The sequence below is a fragment of the Lunatimonas sp. genome, assembly GCF_020832325.1.
GTDB lineage: Bacteria > Bacteroidota > Bacteroidia > Cytophagales > Cyclobacteriaceae > Lunatimonas.
In genome coordinates, this window is record NZ_JAFIEU010000044.1 from 103,778 (window position 1) to 128,803 (window position 25,026).

The 25,026-nt window shown below is 47.3% G+C and carries 17 protein-coding genes; 15 read left to right on the plus strand and 2 right to left on the minus strand.

Features of this window, described 5'->3' with window-relative positions; translation table 11 throughout:
* The first annotated feature begins 2 nt into the window (after window positions 1-2).
* The 13 genes from JJU34_RS16595 (at window position 3) to JJU34_RS16655 (ending at window position 19,804) form a co-directional block, all read left to right on the plus strand.
* Complete coding sequence (locus JJU34_RS16595; protein ID WP_228693525.1) at window positions 3-446, plus strand: phage tail protein; 444 nt, start codon at window positions 3-5, stop codon at window positions 444-446.
* Window positions 446-610: a DUF5908 family protein gene (locus JJU34_RS16600; RefSeq protein WP_228693526.1), complete on the plus strand. Its 165-nt coding sequence runs from the start codon at window positions 446-448 to the stop codon at window positions 608-610. Before JJU34_RS16595 ends, JJU34_RS16600 begins: the two co-directional genes overlap by 1 nt.
* 4 nt (window positions 611-614) lie before the next feature.
* Entirely contained in the window at window positions 615-1,295 is a 681-nt protein-coding gene (locus JJU34_RS16605; protein ID WP_228693527.1) for a LysM peptidoglycan-binding domain-containing protein, read from the plus strand.
* Between the two features lie 5 nt (window positions 1,296-1,300).
* Entirely contained in the window at window positions 1,301-3,046 is a 1,746-nt protein-coding gene (gene vgrG / locus JJU34_RS16610; RefSeq protein WP_228693528.1) for a type VI secretion system tip protein VgrG, read from the plus strand.
* Window positions 3,047-3,062: 16 nt separating this feature from the next.
* Window positions 3,063-3,353 (plus strand): PAAR domain-containing protein, encoded by a 291-nt coding sequence (locus JJU34_RS16615; RefSeq protein WP_228693529.1) that lies wholly within the window; start codon window positions 3,063-3,065, stop codon window positions 3,351-3,353.
* Window positions 3,354-3,368: 15 nt separating this feature from the next.
* Entirely contained in the window at window positions 3,369-3,779 is a 411-nt protein-coding gene (locus JJU34_RS16620) for a GPW/gp25 family protein (RefSeq protein WP_228693530.1), read from the plus strand.
* A 7-nt stretch (window positions 3,780-3,786) separates the two neighbouring features.
* Window positions 3,787-6,927, plus strand: coding sequence for a baseplate J/gp47 family protein (locus JJU34_RS16625; RefSeq protein WP_228693531.1), 3,141 nt, complete (start codon window positions 3,787-3,789; stop codon window positions 6,925-6,927).
* A gap of 9 nt (window positions 6,928-6,936) precedes the next feature.
* A complete protein-coding gene (locus JJU34_RS16630) occupies window positions 6,937-9,612 on the plus strand; it encodes a hypothetical protein (protein WP_228693532.1) in 2,676 nt (891 codons plus the stop codon).
* Between the two features lie 12 nt (window positions 9,613-9,624).
* Window positions 9,625-12,309, plus strand: coding sequence for a hypothetical protein (locus JJU34_RS16635; protein ID WP_228693533.1), 2,685 nt, complete (start codon window positions 9,625-9,627; stop codon window positions 12,307-12,309).
* Between the two features lie 249 nt (window positions 12,310-12,558).
* Window positions 12,559-14,136 carry a contractile injection system tape measure protein gene (locus tag JJU34_RS16640; protein ID WP_228693534.1) on the plus strand — a complete coding sequence of 526 codons (1,578 nt, stop codon included), beginning with the start codon at window positions 12,559-12,561 and terminating at the stop codon, window positions 14,134-14,136.
* A 15-nt stretch (window positions 14,137-14,151) separates the two neighbouring features.
* Window positions 14,152-17,628, plus strand: coding sequence for a DUF4157 domain-containing protein (locus tag JJU34_RS16645; RefSeq protein ID WP_228693535.1), 3,477 nt, complete (start codon window positions 14,152-14,154; stop codon window positions 17,626-17,628).
* Complete coding sequence (locus tag JJU34_RS16650) at window positions 17,629-18,498, plus strand: tetratricopeptide repeat protein (RefSeq protein WP_228693536.1); 870 nt, start codon at window positions 17,629-17,631, stop codon at window positions 18,496-18,498.
* A 1-nt stretch (window position 18,499) separates the two neighbouring features.
* Window positions 18,500-19,804: an ATP-binding protein gene (locus tag JJU34_RS16655; protein ID WP_228693537.1), complete on the plus strand. Its 1,305-nt coding sequence runs from the start codon at window positions 18,500-18,502 to the stop codon at window positions 19,802-19,804.
* Between the two features lie 148 nt (window positions 19,805-19,952).
* Here JJU34_RS16655 and JJU34_RS16660 read toward each other — a convergent pair whose 3' ends face one another.
* The gene (locus JJU34_RS16660; RefSeq protein WP_228693538.1) at window positions 19,953-20,333 is read right to left on the minus strand and encodes a hypothetical protein; all 381 of its coding nucleotides are present in this window, start codon (window positions 20,331-20,333) and stop codon (window positions 19,953-19,955) included.
* 136 nt (window positions 20,334-20,469) lie between these two features.
* Between JJU34_RS16660 and JJU34_RS16665 the strand changes: the two genes are divergently transcribed.
* Window positions 20,470-20,868, plus strand: coding sequence for a hypothetical protein (locus JJU34_RS16665; protein WP_228693539.1), 399 nt, complete (start codon window positions 20,470-20,472; stop codon window positions 20,866-20,868).
* 64 nt (window positions 20,869-20,932) lie between these two features.
* Entirely contained in the window at window positions 20,933-22,075 is a 1,143-nt protein-coding gene (locus tag JJU34_RS16670) for a hypothetical protein (RefSeq protein WP_228693540.1), read from the plus strand.
* Between the two features lie 111 nt (window positions 22,076-22,186).
* Here JJU34_RS16670 and JJU34_RS16675 read toward each other — a convergent pair whose 3' ends face one another.
* Entirely contained in the window at window positions 22,187-24,886 is a 2,700-nt protein-coding gene (locus JJU34_RS16675; RefSeq protein ID WP_228693541.1) for a discoidin domain-containing protein, read from the minus strand.
* Between the last annotated feature and the right edge of the window lie 140 nt (window positions 24,887-25,026).

The window sequence follows — 25,026 nt, forward strand, 5'->3', positions numbered from 1 at the left end:
TCATGACGAATAACTATCCTCCTGTAGGCTTTCATTTCAGTGTCGAGTTCACCGGCATGGATGGGGAGACGGCAGATTCTCAGTTTCAGTCCGTTTCTGGGCTTTCCGTGAGTATCGACACCGAGGAAATAGCAGAGGGAGGAGAAAACCGGTTTAAATACAAATTGCCCGTGCGAACGAAACACGCCAATCTGGTGCTAAAGAGAGGACTTCGGGTAAATTCTAAGTTAATCGACTGGTGCATGGACAGCTTTGAGAACTTTGAGTTCGAGCTGCGGGATTTGACCATCAAGCTTTTAAACGAAGAACATGAACCTCTAATGACATGGAATGTGGTCCATGCGTTTCCGATAAAGTGGGAAGTGGATGAGTTTAACGCGCAGGAAAGCAAGCTTGTAGTCGAAACCATTGAATTGGCTTACCAATACTGTAAAACCCTGTCCTGATGCCCATAGAAATTAAAGAGCTCACGATTCGTATCCATGTCGCCGACGGTGGGGAAGGTCAGCGTCCCAATCGGCCCGGGGGTACTCAGGAAGACGGAAATAAAAAAAAGGCTGAACTGATGGAGGATTTGATGGAAGTTTTGAGACTTCAAAAAGAACGGTAAAGTCATGTCGGAAGGCAAGTTGGAAAAACTAAGAGTGGTCGCATACAGTGATCCTAAGTTCAACAATAAAGTGGGGGACGGAGAGTTTTCTACATTGTTGAACCCGGAAAAGTACGTGTATACCTACAAAATCGAACAGGATGCACAGCAAGCAACCGGCACTAGCGCAGCTTCTCCGCGCTTTAACAAGAAGCTTCCCGAGGAATTGCAGATAGATTTTGTGTTTGACCGAACAGGTATTATTCCAGAACGTCCACGGACAGCCGATGGAATCATCGATGATCTGGAGAAATTCAAAAAGGTAGTATTGGATTACAACGGGGACCAACACAAACCCAATTATGTGATGATCTCCTGGGGCAGCCTCCTGTTCAAAGGATCGCTCACCGAGATGAACGTGGAATTTAAACTCTTTCGGTCTGACGGAACCCCCCTGCGTGCGGTTGCCAAAGCCAAATTCAAGGGGTTCGTCGAGGATGACCTGAGGGTTGCCAAGGAAAATAACCAATCTCCTGATCTGACCCATTACCGGGTGGTTCGCGCGGGCGAATCCTTGCCGCTAATGGCCTTTCAGATCTACGGGGATGCTTCTTATTACTTGGAAGTGGTCAAAGCAAACAAGCTGTTGGATTTTAGAAACCTTCAGCCAGGTCAGGAAATTTACTTTCCTCCCATTAAAAAGTAATAGGTATGAGTTCTGGAAGATTGTTGTCGGCAGCAGAAAGCATGGATCTTGTATCCCATACGATCAAGGTGGATGGTACCGAACTGCCGGCATCCATACAGGTTCTAGCTGTCGTGATCCATAAGGAGCTAAATCGTGTACCCTATGCCAAGCTTACGATATTGGACGGAGATCCATCCTTATCCGATTTTCCGGTTAGCAACGAATCCCTTTTTCTTCCGGGAGCAGAAGTCTCGGTTTTTTTAGGATACCATGGTGCCACGGATCGGATATTTCAGGGAATTGTTATTTCCCAGCGAGTTCGTATTCGAGAGGGGGGAAGCCAACTCATGGTGGAGTGCCGAGATGCCGCTACCAAGATGACATCGACCCGTCGTAGTGGATACTTTTACGATAATAAGGACAGTGAGGTGATGGAATCGCTTATCACTCGGAATGGATTGTCTGCGACGATTGAAGATACCGCTTATGCTCATCCAGAATTGATACAATACCATTGTTCAGACTGGGATTTTATGGTCACTCGAGCCCAAGCCAATGGGATGGTTTGTGCGGTGGACGGAGGGGAGATTTCGATCAAAAAGCCCAATTTGGATCAAGAGAGTACCGGTACAGCAAGTTTCGGAAGTAACATCTTGGAATTCGATGCCGAGATGGATGGGCGAAATCAATACCCCGAGGTCAATGCCCAGGGATGGAGTTTGACCGATCAAAGAATAGTACATGTAGAAGGAGCTGACCCTAGTTTGGCACTGAATGGTAATCTATCTGTGGCAACGTTGGCTGAATCTATGAAGCACGAAACGCTGGAGTTGAAACACGGTGGAAAGCTAGGCGACGTGCAGCTGCAGGAGTGGGCAAACGCCAAATGGCTGTTCCAACAGCTTGCCAAAACACGGGGACGTGTCCGAGTACAGGGTGTGTCACAGGTGATTCCGGGAGGTCTGATCACCCTGGAGGGTGTGGGAGATCGTTTCAGTGGGGATGTCTTTGTAAGTGGCGTATTTCACCAATTCGCCGAAGGAAACTGGACCGTAGACATTCAGTTTGGCATGAATCCGGAGTGGTTTTCGGAATCTCATAACATTCACGCTGCGCCAGCATCAGGGTTGTACGCTGCGATCCGGGGTTTGCAAACCGGAGTGGTTACTCAGCTACAGGATGACCCCGAGGCAGAAGAACGAATCATGGTGCGGATTCCCATAATCAATGAGCAAGAACAGGGAATTTGGTGTCGATGGAGCAGCTTGGATGCAGGTTCAGAAAGGGGCATGGTATTCAGGCCGGAGATTGGGGATGAGGTGATCGTAGGGTTTATAAACGAAGACCCCAATCAGGCGGTAGTTTTGGGGATGCTTCCTAGCAGTGCACATCCTACACCTATTGCTGCAACGGACGACAATCATGAAAAGGGATATGTTAGCAGAAGTGGTCTGCAATTGCTGTTTGACGACGAGAAAAAATCCGTCAAACTGGAAACGCCAAATGGAAAGCAAATTACAATTAGCGAACAAGACGATGTCCTTACCCTGAAGGATGATCACGGTCATCAAATTACACTTTCGGAGGATGGCATTGCCCTAGAAAGCAGTAAAGATATTACGCTTAAAAGTACAGGCGATATTGTATTGGAAGGCAACAACGTGACGCTTATGGCCCAAGCACAATTTAAAGCCGAAGGAAATAGCGGTGCGGAAGTTACAACCTCCGGGGCAGCGGTGTTGAAGGGGTCCATCGTTCAAATTAATTAAATCTAAGTCAATAGAAATGGGAAGCCCCGCTGCAAGAATCACCGATATGCATGTATGCCCGATGACAACCGGGACCGTGCCGCATGTGGGAGGACCGATATTGCCTCCAGGAGAACCAACAGTTTTGATAGGGGGGATGCCTGCTGCGCGGGTGGGAGATATGGCTACCTGTACCGGGCCTCCCGATAGTATCGTGGCTGGATCTGCTACGGTCTTGATAGGAGGGATGCCTGCCGCACGGATGGGCGACAGTACGGCGCACGGGGGAACAATCCTTGCCGGGGAGCCTACGGTGTTAATCGGATAAGTAATTGAGAGGACTATGGAAAATGAACAGGCGTTTTTGGGTAGGGGATGGAGTTTTCCTCCATCATTTGACTACAACTTGGGTGAAGTAAGCCTGCTTAACGGTGAAGCAGATATCGAGAGCAGCTTGGAAATTTTACTTTCTACCAAGTTAGGAGAACGGATCATGCAGCCATCCTTTGGGTGCCAATTGGATGAACTACAGTTCAGTCCGCTAAATCGGACTACCATCACCTACGTGGCAGACTTGATCGAGACGGCAATTCTCTATCACGAACCTCGGATCGGTGTAGAAAAAATCAACATGTCCGAAGCGCCCGGTCAGGTGGGTATCATCCTTATCGAATTGCACTATATCATCCGAGCGACGAATTCCCGCAAGAACATGGTGTACCCTTTTTATAAACTAGAAGCAAACGCAAGGTAACCCAGTTATGGCTATTGAGAAATTGGAAAAAATAAAGCCACTATGGAGATCCGGCACTACACAGGCTGCCCGACTTCTTCCCGAGCTGGATCCTAGCCATGTCAGGCTGATGGATTTGGAAGCGGAAGACTGGTTGGTCTTTGCACGTAACTTTGCTGAGTACATTCCGTTTTTTGATACAAAATACCCAGAGCAAGTTATTGGAGACTGGACAAGATTTTTTGATTCGTTGGTAACCTGGCAAGCGGTACCCACCAAGGGTACAGATGCCTATCAGCGGTTAATACGCCAAATTAAATCCCAAATTAAGTTGATGGAATCAGAGGCAAACCTCGCGCCTCATTTGAGTTTATTTTATGCGTTTTTGAAATTGATGGATTGGCCTTCCAAGTCCATGAACATGTTGACGAAGCGCCACTTGGATTTTTACTACCGGGATATTCTGCGCCTTGAAAAAAAAGCGGCACAGGGTGACCGGGCTTTTTTAATCCTAGAATTGGCGAAAATCAACCAGGTGCATATCCCGGAGGGGACTGTATTTGAGGGAGGGAAGGATAGGCTTGGAAAGAAGTTGTTTTACAGGACCATGCACGGTTTTTCAGCCAATCAAGCAAAGGTAGTCGCCATCAAAAACCGATGTAACGACCCGATAAGGAAACGGGTTTATTTCAGTCAGCAGGCCGATTCACTGGATGGAAAGGGATCCGAATTTCCAGATAAATTTCCCAGGTGGTGGCCCTTTGGTCACCCGGGTTTGGAGCTGGCGAGATTTGGTTTCATCTTATCAAATACGCATTTTAGGAGTCCGGAAGGAGCCACGCGGCAGTTTTCAGTTACCTTTACCTTTAGAGATCCTTTGGCGTCTCCCTTAAATCCCGGAGAAATAACCGCACTAATGACCGCGGATTGGACAATGGCCAAAGGTTGGATGCGCGTAAATCCAGTCATAAATGCCGGCGCCTTTCACAGTAGATGCCAGGGAAATACCCTCCAGCTTGCCTTTTTGCTCAGTGAAGCGTTGCCAAGTGTGGTGAATGCAGATTTAAAGGTTCACGAAGGCTTTGAATCCGGCGCCGACCCGTTGGTGCGTATTGGCTTTCCGGTTACTACTTCTAGAATGTACGACTTTCTGCTTGGCCTTTCCTCCAACCCATGCACCTCCATTCTAGTGCGGTCTTCTGTCCAAGGCATCCGCCTTCCTCAGATTGAAAGCGATATGGGAGTCCTCCAGGCAGCAAAGCCCTTCATGCCATTTTCTTCTTATCCCAAACAGGGAAGCAGCTTCTACGTTCAGGAACCGTCTTGGGAAAATAAGCGGGTTACCAACGTATCCCTGGAAATCAAATGGGCTAACACATCCGAAGACTTTAGAACACTGTATTTTGGATATAGGAACCTTACCAACCAAAATTTCAGTAAAGAAGCCTATGTGGCCCAGCACTTCGTTGCAAATCATGCTTCTATCACCAACCTAAAGCATCTGATTTTGACGCCTTTGGCACTCCACACGGCGCTGAAGGAATCCAAGGTGCAGGTGAATGCAGCCCCGACCAACCTGTTGGTACCGGGCGATGGATATTTTACCTATGACCTGCACACACGAGAGGGTTTGAATTGGATCAAAGCAGAGCCAGGTCAGCGAACCTTGTTTTCCAAAGAAGGAGGAGTATATAAAACCAAGTTAAACCTAAGCTCCGCTGCAAAGCTCCCTGTTGACAAGGGCATAAAGCTATCCTTAAACCAATCTTTTTTGCATGAGCTATTTCCGCGATTTTACGCCATGGCCATGGCCAGTGAGCATCCGGAAACTTTGATTCCCAATGAACCCTACACGCCTTTGGCGGAGGAAATCACCTTGGGATACGAAACATCGGAGAACTTTCCCATGCAACAGGCAAGTGGACTAAGACTATTTCTGTTCGACGATTTTGGGTATTTTGAGGAAAGTGTAGCCCAAAAAACACACCTCCCCCAATCGGAGCGACGGGTGTTTTTAGCTTCTTTTCCCAGACTGGCAAGGGGAGAGCTTTTTATTCAAATACGGGATTTGGCCCCCAATCAGCAACTTTCGTTGCTTTTTCAAGTGGTGGATGGAAGTGAAAACCCATTGAACACTCCCGCTGCGACCCAAAACAGGACAAGATGGCAAGTGTTGATCAGGAATCACTGGATTTCATTAAGTAGCCAGCAAATCATTGCGGACGGGACCGACAATTTGCTCAAGTCCGGAATCATCCGTTTTCAGTTGCCGGAAACAGCTTTTGATTTAAGTAGCCGAATGGGTCAGGCAGGAATTTGGCTTAGGGCCGTATCAACCAATGCGTTCGATGCCTCCTGTCAGTTGATGAACATCTTGCCACAGGCGCTGGAGGTTCAATTTGAAAATAGAGGTAACAGCTTAGAGCATTTGGCCCAAGGATTACCTGCAAACAGCATTGCGAAAATGACCGAACGGCTGGCCGGCGTAAAATCAGTACTTCAGCCCTACAATTCATTTGGAGGTAGACCAGAGGAAGCGGACACAGCCTTTTATATACGGGTGAGTGAACGGCTTCGGCATAAAAACCGTGCAGTTAGTTTGTGGGACTACGAGCACCTGATCCTGGAGGCGTTTCCGGATGTCTATAAGGCAAAATGTCTAAACCATACTAGCCCGTCCAGCTTTATGGCACCGGGAGAGACGACCCTATTGGTAATACCCGACACGGTTGACAAAAATGTGTTTGATCGATTTCAACCGCGTTTTAGCACGGGAAGGCTGAATGAGATGCGAACTTTTTTGATCTCAAAAATATCTCCTGCTAGTAACCTGTACCTAGACAATCCTGTCTACGAGGAAGTTCGGATACAAATAGCGGTAAAGTTTCGGCAGGGTTTTGATCCTGCATTGCATCGGAATCTGCTAGAGCAGGCCATCATTGGGTACCTGTCACCTTGGGCAATTAGGAGGGAAAATTCAATTGAATTTGGTGTTTCCCTGCATGAAAGCCCCTTTATTTATTACTTGGAAAACCTTGCTTATGTAGCTTATATCAGTGATTTGGTATGGATGAAAAACGGTATTTCTGTCCAAAAACAGGTGATGCCTTCCAGCCCCAGACATATTTTGGTATCTGCAAAAAGCCATAGCATTACGATCATTTCCTAGGTAGCAGTCATGGCAGCAAATCCCGAACATAGCTCAATTCCCAAAAATATCCGCAGAAATGACGGACAAGATTTCCATTTTTTGCGGGAACTGGGTATGCAGTACATCGAGTCTCTTTCCTCCCGTCTATGGACAGACTACAATACCCATGATCCCGGCATTACTATTCTGGAGGCCGTCTGTTATGCCATTACCGACTTGGAATACCGGCTTTCGCTTCCTATGCATCAATTGTTGGCCGGAGATCGTCGACGTGGCTGGGGGGACCAATTTCATTTGGCAGAAGATATCTTTCCGATAAGAGCCTTTACCGAACTGGATTACCGGATGTTATTTATCGACTGCAAAGGCGTCCGCAATGCGTGGCTAGTGCCCTTTTCCAAGCGGGTTTATGTGGATTGTAAACGAGGTCAAATGTCCTATGACGCTGGCCTGTGGGAAGGACTGGACCCTAAGCACCAAAAAACTTTTGAGCTAAAGGGGCTCCACAGGGTGCTTTTGGATCTGGATGGAAGCATGCCACTGGAACAGGTGAGAAGGGAAATTTTCCAACGATACCACAAGAACCGCAACCTTTGCGAGGACTTGGTAGATGTCATCGAGATAGGCAGGCATCCCATGCGCGTTTGTGCATTAATCGAGATTCAGCCCACGGCTGACGAAGAATTGATCCATGCGCAGATTGAAAACGTACTTTCACGCTATTTTTCCCCGCCTGTTAGAAGCTACACGTTTGCCGAGATGGTCGAAAAGGGATTATCGACAGATCAAATCCTTGAGGGACCCAGTCTGCGTCACGGGTTTTTAGACCCCGGTGAAGTGATAGCTGCGCGACTTCGGACGGAAGTCAGGCTTTCTGACATTGTCAAGCGAATCATGGATATTCCAGGAGTTCAGCTAATCAAAGATATTCAGCTGGGGGATTGTGATCAGCCGTCTGATGAAAACAGGTGGGTAGTGCCTGTTAGGGAGGGATGCAAGCCGTACTTATGCGACAGGAGTAAGTTCAATTTCAGCAAAGGCTTGCTACCGCTGAACGTGGATTTGGATAAGGTGAATAGCTACAAAGCGCAAATGAACCTTGCAGCCTTGGAGGAGCGGTATACCCTGGAATCGGGCACTTTTCCGCTACCCTCGGTGAGCTCTACAGCCATAGACAGGTACTTCAGCATCCGAAATGATTTTCCAGAGAACTACGGCATTGGTAAAACCGGTCTTTCAGAGAATGTAAGCACTTTACGTAAGGCGCAGGCGAAGCAATTGAAAGGCTACTTGCAGTTTTTTGACCAGGTTCTGGCGACGTATTTTAAGCACCTTTCCCACGTAAAGGATCTGCTTTCGGTTCATGGCAATCAACGGAAAACCCTTTTTACACAAGCAGTGCTCGATATGGCTGATTCCCGTCAATTCTTGGGGGAATGGTATGAAAATACGGAGCTGACCGATATGTTAATGAGATTTTTGGATCAACCTGTGGAAAGACGTAGGATGCTGCTGGATCACCTGATTGCTCGATTTGGAGAACAGTTCAGCGAATATGCCTTTGTGATGAAAAAAAGATATGGAGATGCTGCTCAAGACCAAGTATTGGCAGCACAAAGCTATTTTTTACGTGAGTATGGGGCGATCAGTGGAGAGTCTGGAAATGCGTTTGATTACTTTCGAAAGCGCCCTGAACAGGTTTGGGATAGTCCAAATGTTTCCGGGTTTGAAAAGCGGCTTTCCTTGTTGGCGGGTTTTAAGACCTATTTGAGAAGACACCTTTCTAACTCCTTTGTGCAGCTCTATCAGTTTACCAGTGCCAGAGGTGAGCGGGTGTTTCGCTGGCGGATGTTGGATACCAATAGAAGTATTCTGCTTTCCGCCACCGAAAACTATCGAAATCCCAACCAAGCCTATGAGGAAATCTATCTCGTGATGCAGCTAGTCTCTCAGATGACACCGGAACAGATTGATGATCATTTCTTACAAACGGAGGAATCTGGTTACGAAACCGAGGATGTGGGATGCTTCCGGATCACCAAATCGCCTTCTGGCCGGTACTCGTTCAGTATTATTAATCCGGCCATACAGCGACCCAGAGATTCGAGGAGAATCATAGCCAGTCAGTATCGCTATTATTCGAGGCAAAACATCAAAGCTGCGATTTTGCGATTTATGCAGTTTGTGTCAGACCAGACACTTGATGAAGGGATCTTTCTGGTGGAACATATACTCTTAAGACCTTCCTTTGAGCCCTCCGAGGCAGATAACTGGCGTTTTATGCCATTCTGCGCTGAGGACTGCCAGGCAGACGGCATCTTGGATCCCTATTCATTCAGGGTAACGGTAGTGCTTCCAAGCAATAGTTTTCGATTAGCGGATTTGGTATTTAGGGATTACCTGGAAAATCTGATCAGAGAGGAACTGCCTAGCCATGTACTGGCGAAGATCTGTTGGATTGGGTCTTCCAATCCGGAAATACCAGATGATCAACATCCCTTGGTGCAGTTTGAAAATGCATTCAGAGCCTTCCTGGAACATCTAGGTAGAGGTAGCAAGGCCGCAGATGCGGCATTTATTGAGGTGCTTTCCAACTTGAAGTCGGTCTACCCACAGGGCAGTCTATTTGATTGCGCCTCGGAAGATGATCGGGATTGGGAGGAAAAAATCATATTAGGCAGAACGAATTTAGGTACCCTTTAACAGTTTACGGCCATGACTAACAAGTTATCCAGCATACTTACCCATTATCGGCAATATCAGGCAGATCAGGTATTGACACATACGCAGTTAAATGAGAGCATAGCTTATTTTGAGGATCAGGATAGACTCACCCGCATCGGATTGATAGGCGTAGGTATCGTGAACGGGCTGAAGGTAACGGTAGCAGAAGATGCAGGGGTGCGACAAATTCAAGTAGGGCAAGGGTATGGCATCACTACAGATGGAGACCTGCTCACCTTAAAGACCAACATTCCCGGCAGTCCACGGAATCAAACATCTATCGACATTGATCAGCTCACATTCACACATTACCGATCCTTTGAAGATGATAAAGCTGAATACCCCTTGTTTCACGAGGAGGGCACGCAGGTGGTTTCGCTTTGGGAGCTATGTGATGGAGATGCCGATGGCGCACTGCCACTTTCCGGGCTTACTAACCTAGCTCAATGGGTGCTGGTGCTTTATTTGGAAAGTTACTCCCGAGACCAGGACATCTGTGGAGACATAAACTGCGACAACCAAGGCCTGGAGCAGGTTGCGATCCTACGGTGCCTACTGGTTGAAGCAGATGCAATGGATGCATTGGTGGCTTCCGACACCATTTTTCAGCGGTTCGATCAACTTCGAAATGCAGTATCCGGGCTTTCTTATATCCACCCATTAAAAGTAGTTTTGAATGAAACCAACGCGCAAACTCCGGTGCAGTTAGATCGGCTATACCGTGATGCCATTGTACAAGGAAACAGCATAGAAGAGTTTACTGATGGATTGTCAACTATTTTAACCCATGTTCAATTTCTTTGGGAGGGGGATATAGCTTTGGCCAGTTTTAGCGAGGAGCTTGAAACCCTTTTGAGCCAACATTTTAATTTCCCCGCCAACGTTCCGTATCAGTACAATCAGTATAGGTACCGCTTACTGAGCGATTTGTTGGATGTTTACCGCCGGTTACTTTCCGAGGTTGCGACTTTTTCCGGACTGGAAAACCCCTCCATTCGGGCTTTTCCGAAGCACCTTTTACTAGGTACACTGGTGGGGACGGGATATCGGCATGATTTTTACCCTTCACCGGCCAATTCCGAGTATCAGCAAAGGAAGCAGCGCATCCTTAGTTACCTTCGAAAACTCTATTTTATGATGCGTGCATTCGGCGTACAGGAAGCAACCGAAGTGCGGCTTATTCCGAGCGGTGATCAACCGGCAAGTGGGGTGGTAGGCAGTATCCCTTTTTATTACCGAGATCAGCCTGGCTTGCTTGAAAATTGGTCCATTCAACCTAAGGTTACGCCAATTTCCTACCGGTACAATTTGGGAGAAAATCCGCTGCTGAATGAAAGTGAGTACAGCAATTTTTACTACCTAGGAGGTCATCTACGCGGAAATGGCGAAAATGTCTTTCAGACAATCACCAATATTCAACGGCAATTTGGCCTGGATTTTAGTCTATTTCACTTTGATTATCAGCAATATGAGAGGCTGAGAAGTTTCGTACAGACTCACAGATCCTGCCGCCATATGGCGGGGGTGCCCCGATCGGGTACGCTGATTTTGTTAAGTAACAACAATGAAGTGATCGGGGACTTGGCATTGGATTATCGGGTTTCCGTGGTTGAAGAGACCCAAGCCGTAAGTCATATCAAGGTTGCGGAATCCAGGTACCCTTGGATAAGCACGCTGAGTTACCTAAACAATTTAGCTAGAAGCTTGCGGGGAACACCCCGAAGAGTGGGGGTAATGCCTAGGGTATACCGGCTGGTAGTGCGGGAATACACCATCAATGGCGTGTCTCAGGTTGCCGGAAGCACCGAAGTGCTGGTACCTTTGGAACAAATCTTGATGCGCCGCATGCATGCCATTACCGAAGCACTCAACCAACGCTTTCCCAATGGGTTGGTTTTTGATTTCAACGAGGAACTGAAGCGTTTTGTAATCATTCGGGCATACGATGATCAGTTTCGAGTAACTTTTGCGGACACCACGCTTTCTTTAAATGCTCCTGCGTTTACCTATACCGAAGACGGTATGTTCCGTTCTGATAGACTTTTCAGACTGAACGCGATCCGAAGCGAAGAACGAAGAAGGTATCGCGATAGCACCTATAGGCAACTTCAAAGCGAATTTGCTCCCATAAACAAAGATGATGACTATGGCAAGTACCAAGGAAAATGGGCGGAGTGGTACCGCTTGATCGATCAATTGTCCCGAACCGGAAATTCCTTGGTGAATCCTAGGTTCATCACCCGCCAAAACCAGTTACCTCTTTCCGTGCGAAATATCATCATGGGTGTGTTCAATAGATTGAATGCGACCGGTAGACCCTTTGAGCTTTACTTAACGGGAGATTGGCTGGACGGAAGCTGGGTCAGTATCGAAATGATCAACCGGTACGGGGGAAGTTCCAATACAAATGACCCCATTGTTAGGTTTTTGCGACTAAGGCAAAACCTTCACCACAAAACGCAGGCGACAAAAGCTTCGTTGTTTCTGGTGTTAGGGAGGGAGTCGGACAGGCGATTCTTTGAAAATTTGATTACGACCCTAGGTGAGGCGGTAGATATTTACCTAGATGGTCCAAGAGTAGGCCGTCGGAATTTGATAATTGATGGAATGGAGCGAATCCGAATAAGTGCGACGGGAGGGACAATAGCAGGGCCCTCTAACATAGTATCAAGATGAAAGGGGCCATTCAGCTAGTTTCCGGATAGTGAATGACCCCTCATGGGCATGCTTCCTTGTACTTCTGCCTGTTATCGTCACATTATTACCTGAAGTCAGAAGCTTAACGACTGAAACTCTGCTCAACGTTTGTACCAAAAACCCAGATTGTGAACATACCGACCTTTTCCATCTCCGCCTTACATTGCCAGTAAAATCGACTGTCGCCGTGGTATAAATGTAGAAAAAAAAGGGAACAAAACAAATAATATGTCTACGATTAGCGAGGAAATATTCATTCAAAAAGTAACCGTTGAAGTAACCACGGCATCTACCGAGACCGCTAAATCTGTGGAAAGCAATATCCATACTTTTTTGGAAAATCGAGTATTTCCCCAAATCGAAAAATGGCTATCAGAGAATGTTCAGCTTCCCCCACATTACCATCTTCAACTTTCGGATCTCTCTCTTTCCATTGCATGGGATCCTCGGCAACTGGACTCCGAAGATTCCGGAAACGCGCTTTCGCAGGTGCTAACGGAGCAGTTAATGGATCAAATGCAAGGGCTACTCACCGATTCGGCTTCCTCAATTGAGAAGACCGATGCATCGGCAATCTATAGCGTACAGTCTCCATGGGGGAGAGATCCACATCCCATAAAAGACTTAAATAATGAGTACCTATCTAATTTAAATTCAGGTAAATATAGGATCATAAATGATATTCAAAAAGGCTTTTATGCTTGGCTTTACTTTCTTCAGTTCGGCTCCAAGCCGTGGTTTGCGATTGGGATGGAGCCCAAGCATATAACCTATGCAGCATGTGGCAAGCAATGGGTTTTACTGAAAGAATTCAAGGAGTTGACTGGTAAGGTGTTGGTTTTGCCACAGGCCCTGCACAGGCTCGTTTTACAGCACGGAGAAGAAGAGATAGTCCATTTAATGGGCCATATAATGGACTTGCCTACCAATTTGGATGAGTTTCACCGGTTGAATAAATCCTTTGATCGCACCATACAGCACATAAACCGCGTATGGTTTCTGACAAGTTGGTTGGAGATACGGATGAGAAAAGAATTTGGTGCAAAATCTGCAGATTCATCCAAACACATTCTGGCACTGTTTGATGACTTCTCCGTACCGGATAGAGCATGGGCTGTTTTTTGGAAGCAGGTGAGTACGATTTATGGTTTTCAGCCTCCAGCCGATGCGATTTCATCACTAGTCATGTCGGACAAGTCTCATTTAAATATAAAATCTGGCGCGAAAAGGTTACATGCAGAAGCATTTCAGGAGCAAACGCTTTCCTCGAAATCTGCTATAGTTAATCAGGACACAGCCCTTTCCGATTTGGATAGGAGTCTCCCGGTATTGCATGCCGGGCTAATCCTTATCCATCCGTTTCTGCGCGCTTTTTTTCAAGATGTGGGGGTCCTAGGAGATGAAAAAAAGATAGTAAGGCCGGTTTTGGGTATGCATCTGCTGCATTATGTGGCTACAGGCAGGCTAAAGCCCTTTGAATTTGAGCTTGGATTTGAGAAGTTTTTAGTGGGTTGGGATGGATTGATACCCTTTAAAAAGCAGGTCGAGCTCACCGTTGAGCAACTCGATAAATGCGACCTTCTGCTAGAATCGCTGATGGAAAACTGGAAGAAGCTGAAGAACACAGGTAAGGAAACGGTACGAAACGGTTTTCTCCAGCGAGAGGGCACGTTATTGGAAGAAGCCGATGGCTACCGCCTTGTCGTAGAGCGAAAAGCACAAGATGTGCTGTTGAACGGTCTGCCCTTTACCCTAGGGGTAGTAAAGCTGCCTTGGCAGAAAAAACTTGTATTTGTAGAATGGTGATAATTCAATAAAACCATGGAAAAGGCCAACCCCCAATCTAAACCAAAAGGGCATAGCTACTTCAGAAAAGGAGGAAGTGCTGATTTTTTCCTTCCTCAAGCTAAAATGGAGGTCAATCAGCCCGATGATACCTTTGAGCAAGAGGCAGACGCAGCGGCTGACCAGGTGGTCGCACGGAAGCCAGGTGACGCTTCTTTTTTTACTGGGAACTCCTTGATGCGATCAGAAGAGAAAGAGGAGCCTGTCCAAGCGAAAGCCGAAGAGGACACCGTACACAAAATGGGGGAGGAATACGAGGAGGAGGCTTCTGTTCAGGCAGCTCTTGAGGAAGATGTTACCGATTCGGATGTACAGCAGCAGCCCCTAGAGGCTGAGGATGTTGTTCAGCCGAAAGAAGAAGAAATAGCCCAAAAATCCACCGATGAGGAGGCGCAGAGGCAGGAGGAAGAAGAGGTACAGGCCCGCGGTTCTTCCGGTGGACGGCTTCACCCCGCCGTGGAGCATGGGATTAGTTCTTCCAAAGGCATGGGATCCCCCTTGGGTACCAGCGAGCGGAAACATATGGAAAGTGGCTTTGGGGCCGACTTTAGTGGTGTAAACATCCATACCGACAGCCATGCAGTGCAATTAAGCCGCGAATTGGGGGCGCAGGCATTTACGCATGGCAACGATATCTTCTTTAACGAAGGCAAATACAATCCCGGTTCAAAAGATGGCCAGCACCTATTGGCCCATGAGCTTACCCATACGTTGCAGCAGGGGGCCAGCAAACCAAATGTGCAGCGACAGGCTTCCAATCCGGCACCTGCCGTCAGTGTGGACGATATTCCCGCTTCCCCCCATGGGAAAATTTCCGAAGAAGGTGGCTCCTATAAAATGGAACTGAACAACTTCAAGGTGAAACGCAACCTGAGTGCAATGTGGGACGGCCCAGACTACAAACTTCCCAAATCCGGAGAACGCAGTACCCGACAAATATCGGTTTGGAACCGGAGTGTTAGAGAAGATGTACGACAGATTATAGAAAGCAAAATAACTGGTCTTTCTGCTCCAGATAACAAGTATACGTTGGTATTAAAAAATAATCCAACCGTCACATTCGGAGGCACCCTAACTCAACTCGTAAACGAAGTATTAATCCCCAAATGGGACAATGGCGGCAATGCTACTACCTATCAAGTAGAACACATTGTCGATTGGCAAGTTGCGGGAGGGGATAAAAACGTAGACGACATTCGCAACCTAATTTTGCTGGAAGGTGGGGTAAACAACGACCTTGGTCAGCGGGTAAGGACCTTAAAAAATCAGCACATCGAACGAGTATTAAACCATTATAGAAACGCTGGAGTGACCCAAGATCCCAATCAGGCCGTGCAGAACTACAATATTTACGTAAAGTCGGTCTCTCCGGAAATAGATGTAGCGGGTTCGACCATTGTTCAATCCCAAATTACGAACCCAACGGCGGTCCAGAACCCACTGAAAGAGGCTTTAATTGACATACGCAATTTTGAAGTACCGGAGGGTCATTTCTTTTTAAAAACGTCGCAGCGGGGGGGAGGCTATGTGGTGCCATATAGTGCAAACGGTTACCAATCCGGAAGTTTCCGTATCACAGTCGACGGTGACGCAGCAGCCCATCAGATCAACTCAATTACGATGATTCCATTGGTTGATGAGGAAAACGTCGAAGTATCGGAATCTCATCCCTATGACGTAGAACAACAAGAGACTGACGTCTTTTTGGTCTCCGGTTTAAGAAACCGCCTGCGTAACTTTTTTGAATTAAAAAAAATGAGTCCCGTTGAGCTGGATGAAGAGTCAATTGACATCGTGGGGGGAATGAACCTGTATGCCATCGGCAAAGTGCACCCGTCGATTCCTCTCATAAGCGAAGCGGATATAGACGTCGTTTTTGAAGGGCAGCAAGTACGCCTTCGAAAACTGTTTGATTTTGGAGAACTGGATGTTCCTGCCCCATTTGAGATCAATTCATCTTCGCTGGAAGTGTTTTTGGGCAGTTCAGGTTTTGGCGTTGCCGGCAATATTGATTTTGGTATTCAGCGGGTAGGAGAAGGCTCTATTGGTGCCTCTGCCTCTACCTCCGGAGTTTTTGAACTGGCCGGTAAGTTCAATTTTGACTCACAACTTTTTGATCCTGCTGAAATCAATGTGGAGTATAAAGACAACGTATGGACAATCGGTGGTACCATCGGTATACCGGCTGGGAAAGTGAACGGCGTCAAATCTGCCACGATAACTGCTACCTACAGCGAAAACACCTTCAGCGCAGAAGGGGAAGCTGAGCTGGATATACCCGGTATCGAAAAGGGATCTATGAGTGTTACCTATGGAGAGGACGGATTTTCGATCGGAGGAAACTTCGCCATCAGCGGTGATGTGCCCGGCATTCGTGGCGGGAACGTAGAGGCCAGGGTATCCAAAAGCAATGAAGAAGAAGGCTACAGCGTATTTGTCTCCGGCACGGCCCAACCCGATATTCCCGGCATCAACTCGACCTTATCCGTGACCTATGAAAATGGGGCACTGACCATCATGGGCAACGCTGCCTATTCCCGGGGTATGCTTAGCGGATCCTTGGAAGTCGGTGCGACCAATCGAACCATCGGCGAAGATGGGCAACCCTCGGGAGATCCTGACGATACCATACGGGTATTTGGCGGTGGCACGCTCACCCTTCAGCTTACCCCTTGGCTTGCCGCTACTGCCGGGGTAAAGTTTCTTCCCAACGGAGAAATGGAGGTTACCGCGCGACTGGCAACCGATACATATGACGTTTTTCCAAGAAAGGAATATACCAAAAACCTATTTCGGGCACCTACGATAGAGATACCTCTCTTTGCGATTCCACTGGGGCCACGTAGTTTGGGCTTGGTGGCTCAGATAAGTGGCGGACTGGATTTCAAAGCAGGTTTTGGTCCAGGCCAACTTCGAAATTTATCGGCTGAGATTACTTACAATCCAGATCACGAAGAAGAAACCAGCGTACGGGGTAGCGGAAGCTTCGTGATCCCCGCAGATGCTGGCCTAACGCTCCGTGGAGACCTTGGTCTGGGAGTTAGCGTGGCTATTGCCAGCCTTTCTGGTGGAATAGAAATAGCCGGAACCTTGGGACTGGAGGGAGAAGCGGCAGCGGGAGTAGAAATCAACTGGACACCTCAGGAAGGACTGATCCTTGATGCGAGAGGCAGTATTATAGTAAATCCCAAATTTACCTTCGACATCAATGCGTTTGCCCGAGCCTCCTTGGGTATTGGCTGGTTTTCTATTTCGGAAACCTGGAGGCATAACCTGGCTTCATTCAATTGGGGGCCCGACATTCAATTTGGGATTGTCTTTCCCATTCACTACGAGGAAGGAGAACCGTTTGATATGTCGCTCGATGACATTGAAGTTATATACCCGGATATTCAAGTGGTAGATACAGCGGTAGGACTTGCTCGATCCATTAAAAATGACTTATTTGGTTAGATGAGAGAAGAAGCGATTAACTGGAACAATCAAGGAGTAGCGCATTTCTTCAAGCAGGAGTGGGAAAAGGCCAGAGAATGTTATGAAAGGGCGCTTGAATTGGATGAACAGAACCCAGCAGTGTGGAATAACCTAGGCCTTCTGGCGCATCAGCAAAAGAATTTCCCGCAGGCATGCGCGCACTTTCGGCGGGCCTTTGAACTAGAACCCAAATCCAACTACTTGGTAAATGAGGCCAATGCGCTGGCCATGCAGGGAGATCTAAATGGGGCTGAGGCCAACTACCTCAAGGCGTTGGACCTTCAGGATGATTATGTCCCTGCCTTTGCATCACTCGCAAAGCTGTACACCCATCAAGGCAGATCGAACGAGGCCATAGCTGCATACCAACGATTGACAGAGATCAGCCAGGAACAGGAGTATCCCTTCCAGCTTGCCCTGCTTCAAATCCAGCAAGGCGAATTTGATACCGCACTACAGCTTCTTTACAAACTGGCAAGGAATCGGGAATCCACGGAAATTTGGTTTCAGGTAGGAAGGGCTGAGTTTTTAGCCAAGAATTACGGAAGGGCAGAGAGTGCATTTAAACGAGCCCTGGCAGAAAACCCAGACGATAAAGCTTCGCGAAATTTTTTAGCGGTAAACCTCTTAGCGATGGGAAGGAGGGAGGAAGCGCTAAAACAGTACCTCTTCTTACTGAAGTTTTTTCCCGATGACACAGATTTACTGACGGATACCGCTGTTGTTTTATGTGGGATGGAACGATTTGAGGAAGCCACTACCTATCTGGACCGCGCACTGACCATTCAGTCGGACCACCAAAAGGCATTGATTTATAAAGACCGGATCAAACAAATCCAACAAAGCTAGGATGGAGGGCATACTAAGCTACCTGGATGCTGTACTGACAGCTCGTTTAGATCGGGAATTTGGGCGATCAGACAAACTGATAAAGCCAAAGGCAAACGTCGTCCTAGATCAAAAGGACCCCGTGGCGGACCTGATTAATCGCCTTCAGCTCGAAAACAAAGACCTTTTGGTGTTGTTTTTGACACTTTTGCCTTATCTGGCGCCTCAGTTCTTGTCCCAAAAAATGGCAGAGTACATTCCCAAAGGGGGAGAATTTCCGGAGTTTGGAGGGCTCAGGACCAAAAATCATCGGGGTATCATTCCGACTGGGGAAACGCTCCTGTATCTACTGGCAGGTACGGATGTGCATGTTCGAAGAAAATACCTGCCGCTTTTTAAAGATTCCATCCTTTTCAGAAAGGGGATTATCAGGTTAGGATCAGCAGGAGAGGAGGAGCCATTCTATTCAGGAGCCTTGTTGATGGATGAGGAATACCTCGAGAAATTGCTTTTTGGAGGACTCCGTAAGCCCGCCTTCAGCAGTCAGTTTCCTGCCCAACACATCGAAACTGAACTGGATTGGGAGGATTTGGTTCTTCCAACAAAAACGTTGGAGCAAATCCGTGAAATCGAACATTGGCTTCAATACCACGAGCGCTTGATGGACGAATGGGGCTTGGGTCGGGCTGTGAAACCAGGATATCGGGTCATGTTTTTTGGTCCTCCTGGTACCGGTAAAACGCTCACCGCGGGCTTATTGGGCAAGCATACTGGAAGGGATGTGTTCCGAATTGATTTGTCTTTGGTTGTCTCCAAATACATCGGAGAAACCGAAAAGCAACTTTCCCAATTATTCGACAAGGCGGCCCATAAGGACTGGATCCTTTTTTTCGATGAAGCCGACGCGTTATTTGGCAAGCGAACGGCCGTGCGGGATGCCCACGACAAATACGCCAATCAAGAAGTGTCCTACCTCTTGCAGCGAGTAGAAAGTCATCCGGGGTTGGTTATTCTGGCCTCCAACTTTAAATCAAATATAGATACAGCCTTTTTACGGCGGTTTCAGACCGTAGTGGATTTTGAAATGCCTAGCTACAAAGAGCGCTATACCCTTTGGAAAAATAACCTGCCCGACTCCGTGCCATGGGAAGATGGGCTAGCTATCGAAGAACTCGCACGGAGGTTTACCCTTAGCGGCGCGAATATCGTGAACATTGTACAGCAGGTGGGGCTAAAAACTTTGGCCAACGGAGGAAAAACGATTCAAAAAGAACTGCTTTTTCAAGCCATTAAAAACGAGCTCAGCAAAGAGGGCAAAATGCATTAACCTGCCTATTGCAAATTTTCGATACTGAAATAGTTTTTCAGTGATGAGACGTATTTTTGTAAGCGACAAACAGTACAACAAATGATCACTGATTTGCGTCGATTGGTGCAAAAAAGGGATACTCCTAGACTTAAAGGATAGGGATTGCTTATTTTTCCAGTTTTGCCTTATTTTCCAATATCACCGGATACAGATCGTAAGTCGGGTAAAACTCCGTAGAAAAGGCACCCCAAACACTTCGTTCTACCGATATATTCAGATTTCGAAGCTCTGATGCCGGAATTTTGACAGTGACCACCTGTCCGATACCCATCATGACATACCAAGACATGACCCTTGCCGATGCAGGTGGAAAGTTTTCGGTAAATCCATTTCGTTCCCGTATTTCGGTTAGCTCATCGATATTCTTATCCTGGTGGTGCTTCATGAAGATGGTGATCATGATGGAATCGTTTTTCACCGGTTCTTGGGCATGTACCCTTTGAATAGCAAAGAAAAGACCTAGGCAAATAATCAGTCGTACTAGCATAATAGGTAGGTTTTTTTGGTTCTAATTAATCGGTTTGTTTCAGAAAACGTTTTTTTTTGCTGCGAAAGCTACTTTCAATGATGACAAATCCACGGTTGTCCGATGTGAAAGTATATAACTAACCCGATTTAAAAAAATGAAAAGATCGACTATTACCCGACACATCCTAGTAGCATTTTTTTTCAGTGCGTCCATGCTACTTTCCTCATGCATCAACGACGACGATCCTGAAGAAGGGGTAGAGCAATTTGTGGGGATATGGTCCGGTACCTATTCAGGAAATGTTGACAACGGAACCTGGCAGGTGACGATCATCGAAGATGGTACCATTTCTGGTACTGCGACCTCTACGCCCATGTCTGAAACCTATGGAGTCACAGGGACCGTATCTCCGGATGGCGATTTCCAAGCTACAGCAGGATCCGCAACTACCGGAACCACGTTCACCGGTACGTTGACAACCCATAGTGTACAAGGCACCTGGGAAAACACCGCAAACGGCTTAAATGGTACTTGGTCTGGGACAAAGCAATAGGTAGAGATGGGTAACCTTTAGCAGCGGGCTTACGTTTAACTAAACTTACCCATATATCATTCGGATGACCACACCTAGAAGAAAACGCATTCTGGTGGCCTGCAATCATCTCGCAACGGTGGGAGGATCGGAGCTTTATACCTTTTACCTGATCAAGGCGCTAAAAAAACTCAGAAAGTACGAAATCTCGTATTTTACCCATGTCAGAGGTGCGATCTCTGAACGTATCGAGGATGAATTGGGTGTACCGTTTAAATCAGGCCGCCAATTTGAGCTGATTATCGCGAGCCACAATACTACCGTCAATTTCCTTTTTGGGCAGGGTCCAATTTTGCAGGTTTGTCATGGCCCGATTCCGGAAATGGAACAGCCCTCGCCCTTGGCGGATTATCACATAGCGGTTTCGGAGGAAGTAAGAGCCCATTTGGGATCTTTGGGGTTTCCATCTACAGTAGTACTGAACGGTATAGATTTGGAGACCTTTGCTCCGGAAATACCCATCTCGGAAAAACCTCGAAAAATTCTCTCACTCTGCCAAAGCAAGGAAGCAAACGAATGGCTGTCCGAAATCTGTGAAGAGGAAAACCTGCGGTTCAGCGCCATCGATAAGCACCGAAACCCCAGTTTTCGGGTAAACAAGGAAATAAATAACGCCGATTTAGTCATTGGCATCGGACGATCTGTGTATGATGCCATGGCATGTGGCCGGCCCTGTATTCTTTTTGACAAGCGCTCCTACAATGGAAACCTTGGGGACGGCTACCTAAAGCCAGATACCTTTGCGGCGTTTGTACGGTATAATTGTTCCGGTCGCTATTCCAAACGGAAGTTTTCGAAATCAGAAATGAAACGGGAGATTGGCAAATACCGCAAGCAAGACGGTTTGGAGCTGCGAAAAATAGCCCAAGAGCGGCTGAATTTAAAGGCAAACACCGATGCATTGTTGCAAATAGGCTTCGGTATTCAGCAAATTGCTCATTTGCGGCACCGTTTGGGCGTATTATTTCGTTGGGGCCAATATCGGAAACTCTTTGCATTCCAAAAACGGCAGGTTCGAGCGCGAATGCAGGCGAAATTCATGGAAGGTAGCTCTCTCTTTGAAATTCAGGAGATGATTGCAAAAGAGCGGTTTGTGTTACCGCTTAGGGTTTCCCTCTATGCTTATTGGCTCAAGCTATGGCTAAAAGGTTCCGAACAATCCAATTAATGGAGCGTCCTTCTCTTTCTACATGTAAGATATCGGTTTGAACAAAACTGACCGTTGTTTAATTATTCTAATCAACAGTCAGTTTTGTTATTTATCTTTCATTCATCGCGTTTACCGTGCAAAAATCGTTAATTTTTTCATGGCCCAGGGATGCTCCCCGTTCTTCTTGGATTGAATGCGTACCGCTTTCACAGGTGCTTCTTGGTTCCAAGCGAGGAAGTTTAGCCCTTTAGATCCAGCTGCCTCAGCAACCTCTTGCCAGGATTGCCCATCCGAAGATACGGCCACACTGTATGCCACAGGGAACTGATCTCCATCCGTATCAAATTGGATTTCCGTTACGGTAGTTGCAGAAGGCAGGCTGACCTGATACCACATGCCCTCCTGTTGGGGCCCGTCTGTTTTCCATCCTTTATAGGTAAATGCATAGGAGGGATCTCTCGTAGAACCTACCCCCTGCAAAGCCGTGCTACTAGCCGTCACCCGCCAGTTATCCTGGGGAAAAAGGGCTTTGGGAACTTCCTGAATCAGCTCATCGTAGCGATAGTTTTCCTTTCGGTCACCGGTGTGTTTTCTGATTTCAGCCACGAAATCAGGATACACAAAACTCCCTTTGTTACCAAAGTCGTTTCGTATGTAGGAAACCACGGATGCGATCCATTTATCATCATTTTCGGCCATGGGAATCATCACCCCTTCGTATTCTTTTCCTTCTATAGCACCTGTAAGCCCATGTAGGAGGGCTTTAACTGCATATTCCGGATGCCCCATAATCCGGGGAGAACCTGAAAATCCCGGAGCGATCAGTTCTCCTCCAGCGCCACCCGTCGGCGTTCCTAGTCCTTTCGGACCATGGCAAGTAGCACAATAGCTATCAAAGATAGATTTTCCATGGTCAAACAGCGATCGTTCCTCGGCAGTGTATTGAGTAGCTGCCAATTTTTGCGCTTCTTCCATGCGCTCTGCTAACTGCGTGGCGACCAACTGGGGTCCTTTCGCTTTGACAGTCTGTTGGGTTGATTTCAGCAACTCCTCCAGCCCGTCAATTTTCAGCACATAGGCACTCTGAATAGCCTGAATGGCAACTTCTGGATCGCTATCACGGGCCAACTCTTTGAAAGACTGTTCTAAACTCTTTTCACCAAATTTATACAGTGTTTCCGCAGCCCGAAGAGCCTGAACCCGCATCTTAGCACTAGGATCTGTGAAAAGGGACTTAACCAGTTGCACATTCAAAACACCCAGGCCTTCCAGCGTCCAAAGCGCATGGATTCTAGCCAATTCGTTGTCTGAGGTTTTTAGCAGTTTTTCCAACTCCTTAGCAACCGATTTATCCTGATTTAAGATGATGGTCTGCTGGGCCATGTCACGCCACCAGCCGTTGGGGTGGGAGAGATGCCTCAGCAGTTGGGCAGAGGTTTCCTCGTACATTCGGGGTTTTTCCTTACTTCGAGGCATTCCGTCGTAGGTGACACGCCAGATACGCCCGTTTTCGATGATATCATCCATCTGATACTGAAGTAGCTTTGTCCGCAGGTAACTTCCTTCCTGCGTCCAATTTCCTTCTTGTATGATCCCTCGATACATGTCTACAATGTACATGGTACCGTCAGGTGCCGTAGCGATATCTACCGGTCTGAAAAGCGGGTCTATGGATTGGATAAATTCCGATTCCGACTCTATGTATTCGTTTTGGATATACGTAAGACCTTCTTTTTTGTCCGAACGTACCTGACGAATGATCCGTCCTACAGGCTCTCCGTAAAAATACTGGTTAACCAATTCCTTGGGCAAGCGGTCTCCTCGGAATACATCGTTTCCAGCGGCTCCGGTTACGTTGTTCAGCGATCCATCGGGCTTGGTTTCCCGCATACCTGGTTCGAAGTCAGCGAGCTTCACCAAACTGTACGGAACACGGAAGCCTTCTTGAAATTGGCCTTCAACCCGATAATTACCGTATACGAGGGGAAACTGGAAGTTTTGAGGAACTCCACCGGCTCCATCCTGAAACCATACCTGCCCATAATTATCCTGTGTCACACCCCATTGCCCCCAAGGGTTCCCGGTAGGTTCTTGTAGTACTCCATCGGGGGTCCAACGGATTCGTTTTGCATTGTAGGTACTGTACATCCAATTGTCCATCGCCCAGGTCAGGAAGCTGGTTTGGTGTTCTACATTCCCTGATCTTCCCAAACCGGTGGCAAACAGCTCCTTCTTATCAGCTCGTCCGTCATTGTTCGTATCGGTGTATTTATACACATGGTCTTCGTTTGATTCCATGGTCAGGATGGTATTTGGGCCAAAAGGAACCACAAACCTTGGAAATACCAGGCTGTCCAAAAAAACAACGCCCGTCTCGTAATAGCCATCATTATCCTTATCCTCCCAGCGGGAAATTCGGGAGATAGGTAACAGTTCACCGGTAGCATCGATGTCCTGCATATAGCTGCGTAGCTCCAACACGTACATGCGTCCGTTGCCGTCAAATTGTATGGCTGCCGGTTCCTTAATTTGTGGCTCGGTTAGGATTGGATCAATGCGATAACCAGGTTTCAGTATAAAAGTCTCTTTTTGCTGGGAGGCAGAAAGCGGCATTACTGGGGGGACAGGGGACAGGTCTATCCCCTGCCATCGGGGCGATTCTAAGTCAACTCCTTCGGGAAGATTAATTTGTGGATAAGGTGCTTCTGCCCGTTTTGGATCCAGTCTATCCAAAGGCGATTCCTCCGCCGGGCGGGTAGTCTGATTACATCCTACGCTAAACCATAGCGCAAAAAAGGCGCCACACAGCGCAAATCTCGTGTATTTCATTAAATTTGAAGAGAGTTTTCGATTCAATATTACTTCAATGAGACAAGGCCACTTGGGAACACTGGGCTCAGGTGGCTAAATTAAGGGAATTTTGAGAAAAATTTTATCCCGTTCGGATAAAAATCGGCTAGGATCCGAAC

Excerpts from the sequence above, each read along its gene's own strand:
- JJU34_RS16595 (WP_228693525.1), top strand. The coding sequence starts at position 3 with ATGACGAATAACTATCCTCCTGTAGGCTTTCATTTCAGTGTCGAGTTC.
- JJU34_RS16600 (WP_228693526.1), top strand. The coding sequence starts at position 446 with ATGCCCATAGAAATTAAAGAGCTCACGATTCGTATCCATGTCGCCGAC.
- JJU34_RS16605 (WP_228693527.1), top strand. The coding sequence starts at position 615 with ATGTCGGAAGGCAAGTTGGAAAAACTAAGAGTGGTCGCATACAGTGAT.
- vgrG (WP_228693528.1), top strand. The coding sequence starts at position 1,301 with ATGAGTTCTGGAAGATTGTTGTCGGCAGCAGAAAGCATGGATCTTGTA.
- JJU34_RS16615 (WP_228693529.1), top strand. The coding sequence starts at position 3,063 with ATGGGAAGCCCCGCTGCAAGAATCACCGATATGCATGTATGCCCGATG.
- JJU34_RS16620 (WP_228693530.1), top strand. The coding sequence starts at position 3,369 with ATGGAAAATGAACAGGCGTTTTTGGGTAGGGGATGGAGTTTTCCTCCA.
- JJU34_RS16625 (WP_228693531.1), top strand. The coding sequence starts at position 3,787 with ATGGCTATTGAGAAATTGGAAAAAATAAAGCCACTATGGAGATCCGGC.
- JJU34_RS16630 (WP_228693532.1), top strand. The coding sequence starts at position 6,937 with ATGGCAGCAAATCCCGAACATAGCTCAATTCCCAAAAATATCCGCAGA.
- JJU34_RS16635 (WP_228693533.1), top strand. The coding sequence starts at position 9,625 with ATGACTAACAAGTTATCCAGCATACTTACCCATTATCGGCAATATCAG.
- JJU34_RS16640 (WP_228693534.1), top strand. The coding sequence starts at position 12,559 with ATGTCTACGATTAGCGAGGAAATATTCATTCAAAAAGTAACCGTTGAA.
- JJU34_RS16645 (WP_228693535.1), top strand. The coding sequence starts at position 14,152 with ATGGAAAAGGCCAACCCCCAATCTAAACCAAAAGGGCATAGCTACTTC.
- JJU34_RS16650 (WP_228693536.1), top strand. The coding sequence starts at position 17,629 with ATGAGAGAAGAAGCGATTAACTGGAACAATCAAGGAGTAGCGCATTTC.
- JJU34_RS16655 (WP_228693537.1), top strand. The coding sequence starts at position 18,500 with ATGGAGGGCATACTAAGCTACCTGGATGCTGTACTGACAGCTCGTTTA.
- JJU34_RS16660 (WP_228693538.1), bottom strand. The coding sequence starts at position 20,333 with ATGCTAGTACGACTGATTATTTGCCTAGGTCTTTTCTTTGCTATTCAA.
- JJU34_RS16665 (WP_228693539.1), top strand. The coding sequence starts at position 20,470 with ATGAAAAGATCGACTATTACCCGACACATCCTAGTAGCATTTTTTTTC.
- JJU34_RS16670 (WP_228693540.1), top strand. The coding sequence starts at position 20,933 with ATGACCACACCTAGAAGAAAACGCATTCTGGTGGCCTGCAATCATCTC.
- JJU34_RS16675 (WP_228693541.1), bottom strand. The coding sequence starts at position 24,886 with ATGAAATACACGAGATTTGCGCTGTGTGGCGCCTTTTTTGCGCTATGG.